The organism is Methylobacterium sp. J-067, from assembly GCF_022829465.1.
GTDB lineage: Bacteria > Pseudomonadota > Alphaproteobacteria > Rhizobiales > Beijerinckiaceae > Methylobacterium > Methylobacterium litchii.
In genome coordinates this window covers 1-644 of sequence record NZ_JAKSXZ010000082.1, presented here as the reverse complement: position 1 = coordinate 644, position 644 = coordinate 1, and the positions used below count along the sequence as shown (strand labels likewise).

Below are 644 nucleotides of genomic sequence, written 5' to 3'. Positions count from 1 at the left end.
GCCGAGGAGCAGCGCAAGGCCGGCATGCGGCAGATGGCCGACGGCTTCGAGGCGGCGGTGGGCGGGATCATCGGGATGGTCTCGTCCTCGGCCACTGAGCTGCAGGCCACGGCCGGCACCATGAGCGGCACCGCCGCCGAGACCGCCGCCCAATCGACGGCCGTCGCGGCCGCCGCCGAGGAGGCCGGCAGCAACGTCGCCACGGTCGCGGCGGCGGCCGAGGAACTGGGCTCGTCGGTCCAGGAGATCGGACGGCAGGTGGACGGGTCCGCCAGCATCGCGCGGGAGGCGGTGATCGCGGCCGACCAAACGGGGGCTCTGGTGCAGGACCTCAGCGCCGCCGTGGAGCGCATCGGCGACGTGGTGGGGCTGATCTCCTCCATTGCGGGCCAGACGAACCTGCTCGCCCTGAACGCGACCATCGAGGCGGCGCGGGCCGGCGAGGCCGGCAAGGGCTTCGCCGTGGTGGCCGCCGAGGTGAAGGAACTCGCGAGCCAGACGGGGCGGGCGACGCAGGAGATCGCCGCGCAGATCAGCCGGATCCAGGGCTCGACGGGCCAGGCGGTGGCGGCCATCGGCGGCATCACCCAGCGGATCCGCGACATCAGCGCCACGGCGACCTCGATCGCGGCGGCGGTGGAGCA

The 644-nt window shown here is 74.2% G+C and carries 1 protein-coding gene; it reads left to right on the top strand.

What is annotated here, in order from left to right:
- On the top strand, window positions 1–644 hold a 644-nt coding region (locus tag MKK52_RS08700), incomplete at both ends, for a methyl-accepting chemotaxis protein (RefSeq protein WP_243953410.1).